We start from the raw sequence: 4,185 nt of genomic DNA on the forward strand, positions 1-4,185 counted from the left end.
CCTCAGTTATTTGGACATCCAAAAGGGTTGTTCTACTTATTTTTTGCAGAATTATGGGAACGTTTTAGTTTCTATGGTATGAGAGCGTTATTAACGCTTTATATGGTAGAAGAAATATTTAAATCTTTATCTAATAGAGATTTTGCAACAGCGGCAGTATATGCCTCTTATGGTTCTTTAGTATATGCATCTACTGTAATTGGTGGTCAAATCTCTGATAAAATCTTAGGTATGCGTAGCTCTATTTTTCTAGGTGGAATTTTAATGGCAATTGGCCATTTTGTGTTGGCTGTAGAAAATGATATTGCTTTCTTTTTAGCATTGGCTTTTATTATTGTTGGTAATGGTTTCTTTAAACCGAATATATCAACATTTGTTGGCGCACTTTATAAGGATGGTGATGTTAGAAAAGATTCTGGTTTTACCATCTTTTATATGGGAATTAACATTGGTGGCTGGATTGCACCACTACTTTGTGGTTGGTTAGCTGTTAAATATGGTTATCACTATGGTTTTGGTTTAGCAGGTATAGGTATGATGGCAGGTTTAATTTTCTTTTGGAGTGGAATTAAGAAAAATATTTTTGGTGATAAAGGTATGCCACCAAATAAGGAAGTTTATGAAAAACCAATTATTGGAATTCCGCAGAAAACATTAATACCAATTATTGCTGTTTTATGTGTACCTGTAATTGCATTTTTCTTATCATCTTACAAGTCAATAACTACAGATGCTACACCGATTATTGGCGAAAAAAACTTAGTAGGTATTATCTTTTTAGTTATAGGTTTAGCCATTGCTATTTATCTAATTAAAATATTAATTGGAGTAACTTTAGAGGAAAGAAAAAAGCTAATAATGGCTATTTTAATTACATTTTTTATGACTTTATTCTGGGGTTTTCACGAATTATCAGGGAGTGTAATTACACTATTTGCATCTAGAAACGTAGCATTAGATGGTATAATGACAGCAGCACAAACCAACTCTTTAAACTCTATGTTTATAATTATTTTAGCAATACCAATTTCTTTACTGTGGGGATATTTATCTAAAAAGAATCTAAACCCAAGAACACCTTATAAATTTGGTTTAGGTTTAGTATTAGCCGGTGCTAGTTTTTATATACTTGCTTTAAGTAAAGGAAATGCTGATGCTAATGGTATGGTACCTTTTGCATATTTATTGGTTATGTATTTGGTATTATCTATTGGAGAATTATTTATGTCTCCTGTTGGATTATCTAAAATTACAGACCTATCACCTAAAAAAATTGTTGCTTTTATGATGGGTATTTGGTTTCTTTCTTCTGCTTATGCATTTCAAATAGTAGGTTTTATAGGGAAACAATTATCTGTAGAGAGCACAGATGCTAATGTGGGTGGTTTAGATACTTTAGGTATATATACAGACGGTTTTATGCTAATAGCAAAATACGCCTTAGGTGCTGGTTTAATTGTAATTTTATTTTCTCCATTAATGAAGAAATTAATGGGTAAAGTACACTAAACACTTAATAATTCATAAAAAAGCCTCATAAGTTTAAACTTATGAGGCTTTTTTTATTACTGAAAAAAAAAACTAATTATTAAATACTGTCTCCTAATTCTTTTAGTTTTTCTGTATTTTCTGCAAGCATTAATTCATCTATCAATTTTTGAATATCTCCATTCATAATATTCGGCAAATCATACAAAGACAAACCTATTCTATGGTCTGTAACTCTACCTTGTGCATAGTTATAAGTTCTAATTTTAGCACTTCTATCTCCAGAAGAAACCATAGAACCACGTTTTAATGCGTCTTCTGCTTGTTTTTTAGCCAATTCCATATCATATAAACGAGAACGCAATACTTTAAATGCTTTCTCTTTATTTTTATGTTGACTTTTTTGATCTTGACATTGCGCCACCAAACCAGTTGGAATGTGTGTTAAACGAACTGCAGAATAAGTTGTGTTTACAGATTGTCCTCCAGGACCAGAAGAACAGAAAAAATCTATTCTTACGTCTTTTGGATTGATCTCCACATCAAACTCTTCTGCTTCTGGAAACACCATACAAGTTGCTGCAGAAGTATGCACACGACCTTGTGTTTCTGTTTGTGGCACTCTTTGTACACGATGTACACCTGCTTCAAACTTTAAAATACCATACACATCTGCTCCATTTACTTCAAACTGAATTTCTTTAAAACCGCCATTGGTTCCCTCAGAATAATCTACTGTAGAAACAGACCAACCTTTACTTTCGCAATATTTGGTATACATTCTAAATAAATCTCCTGCAAAAATACTTGCTTCATCCCCACCAGTTCCAGCACGTAATTCTACTACTGCATTTTTAGAATCTTCGGGATCTTTTGGTATTAAAAGAAATTTAATTTCTTCTTCTAACTCTGGTATTCTATCATTGGCTTCCTCTAATTGCATTTTTGCCATTTCTGTCATTTCTGCATCAGAACCATCTGCTATAATCTCTTTCGCTTCTTCTATATTGTTGGTTAATTCTTGGTATTCGTCACCTTTTTTTACAACGTCTCCTAAGTCTTTGTACTCTTTCATCAATTGCGCATAACGCTTCTGATCCATAATAATTTCTGGCTGAATAATTAAATCAGAAACCTCATCATAGCGTTGTTTAACAATTCTTAATTTATCTAACATTTGTTGTGTATTTCTTGGATTGCGAATTTACAAATTTTAATTGAAATTCATTTTTATTTTCATTTAAGTATATTTGATATATCACAATCAACAACTATGAAACAGATTCTCATCATATTATCTATTATTGTACTTTTTTCTTGCAAACCAAAAGAAGTAAAATTAAAAAAACCTTCTTTTCTAATTGGTAATTGGGTGCAAGTAAATAGAATGGATAGTTTAAGAACCTACGAAACTTGGCACCAAGATTACTCTGGAGTTGGACTCACTTTAGACAAAAAGGATACTACTTTTTTTGAAAAAATGAACATTATACAACAAAACGATAGCTTATTTTTAACTGTGTCTGGTGTTAATGCAACTAAAACGTACTTCAAGTTTACAAACCAAACTGATTCTTCTTTTACGGCAGAAAACCCTAAAAATGAGTTTCCAAAAAAAATAACCTACTCATTTGAAAATGGTGTTTTAAAAGCAGACGTTTCTAATGATGATTATAGTTTGTTTTTTGTTTTTGAGAAAATTGAAAAATAGTTGAATTCTGAATTTCAACAAATATCATGAAAAATCATTCTAATATTTTTTTATTTTTTTTCTTAATTATTTTCAGCATAAAATCATTTTCACAGAAAATAATTGAGTTTTATGAACCTGCAAAAAAAGATAGTATACGAGTTGGAATTGGTGAAAACAATTTTCTGCCATATATTCAAAAGGGATATACTCTTATGATTCCAAAGAATAACAAAATAAAAGGTGTACTTATTTTTTTGGAAGATTCTAAGTTTGACAAAAAAAATCGAAGTGCAAAGCAAATGTATCAACAGGCAGCTGAAAAAAACTTTGCTGTTTTGTCTGTTTCATCAGAAATACCTCTAGATTTTTATTTTTTTAAATCCTCTATGGTTTCTTCACACAAGCTAATAAAAGCTGTTTTTAAGAAATATGATTTGCCAAATAAAAATATTTTCTTTTTAGGCACAAGTTTAGTTGGGCATAGAGCTATGAGGTATATTAAATTTATGAAAGAAAATTATTCTGATTTTCAACTTAATATTAAGGGTTTAGTTATGTGTAATTTTACCCTAGATTTTACTAGAAAATGGTATCAACATCAACGAGATATTAGAATAAACAAAATTAACTTAGGAGAACCCAAGCTTATAAATTATTTATTAGAAGCTAACTTAAACGGTACTCCTAAAACAAACCCTGAAAATTATCATAATTTTTCACCTTACAGTTATTCTGATGAAAAAAACAGAAATATTAAGTTCTATAAAAAATATGCCATTAGAGTTTATATAGAACCTGCTATAAAACACAAACTAACTCATCAACTAAGAACTTTATATGAAAACAATGCAACAGACATGGTTGGTTTTTTGGCTGAATTACAATTGGCAGGAAATAAAAATACAGAACTAATTGTATTACAACCAGAGGATAATTCATCTAAAATAAAGAATACCCAATCTACTTGGGACGCCATAAGTAAAGATGAATTGATGGATTGGGTA

The 4,185-nt window shown here is 30.3% G+C and carries 4 protein-coding genes; 3 read left to right on the forward strand and 1 reads right to left on the reverse strand.

Features of this window, described 5'->3' with window-relative positions; genetic code table 11:
* Positions 1-1,509 (forward strand): peptide MFS transporter (locus ACTG3S_RS09575; protein ID WP_439129140.1); only part of this gene is annotated, 1,509 nt, incomplete at its 5' end.
* 79 nt (positions 1,510-1,588) lie between these two features.
* On the opposite strand, the gene prfA is transcribed toward ACTG3S_RS09575, so the two are convergent.
* Positions 1,589-2,665: a peptide chain release factor 1 gene (gene prfA, locus ACTG3S_RS09580; protein ID WP_439129141.1), complete on the reverse strand. Its 1,077-nt coding sequence runs from the start codon at positions 2,663-2,665 to the stop codon at positions 1,589-1,591.
* Between the two features lie 96 nt (positions 2,666-2,761).
* On the opposite strand from prfA, the gene ACTG3S_RS09585 reads away from it, so the two are divergent.
* Positions 2,762-3,199 carry a hypothetical protein gene (locus ACTG3S_RS09585; RefSeq protein ID WP_439129142.1) on the forward strand — a complete coding sequence of 146 codons (438 nt, stop codon included), beginning with the start codon at positions 2,762-2,764 and terminating at the stop codon, positions 3,197-3,199.
* A 281-nt stretch (positions 3,200-3,480) separates the two neighbouring features.
* On the forward strand, positions 3,481-4,185 hold a 705-nt coding region (locus ACTG3S_RS09590; RefSeq protein WP_439129143.1), incomplete at its 3' end, for a hypothetical protein.

Origin of the sequence: Polaribacter sp. (genome assembly GCF_965656025.1) — a bacterium.
GTDB lineage: Bacteria > Bacteroidota > Bacteroidia > Flavobacteriales > Flavobacteriaceae > Polaribacter.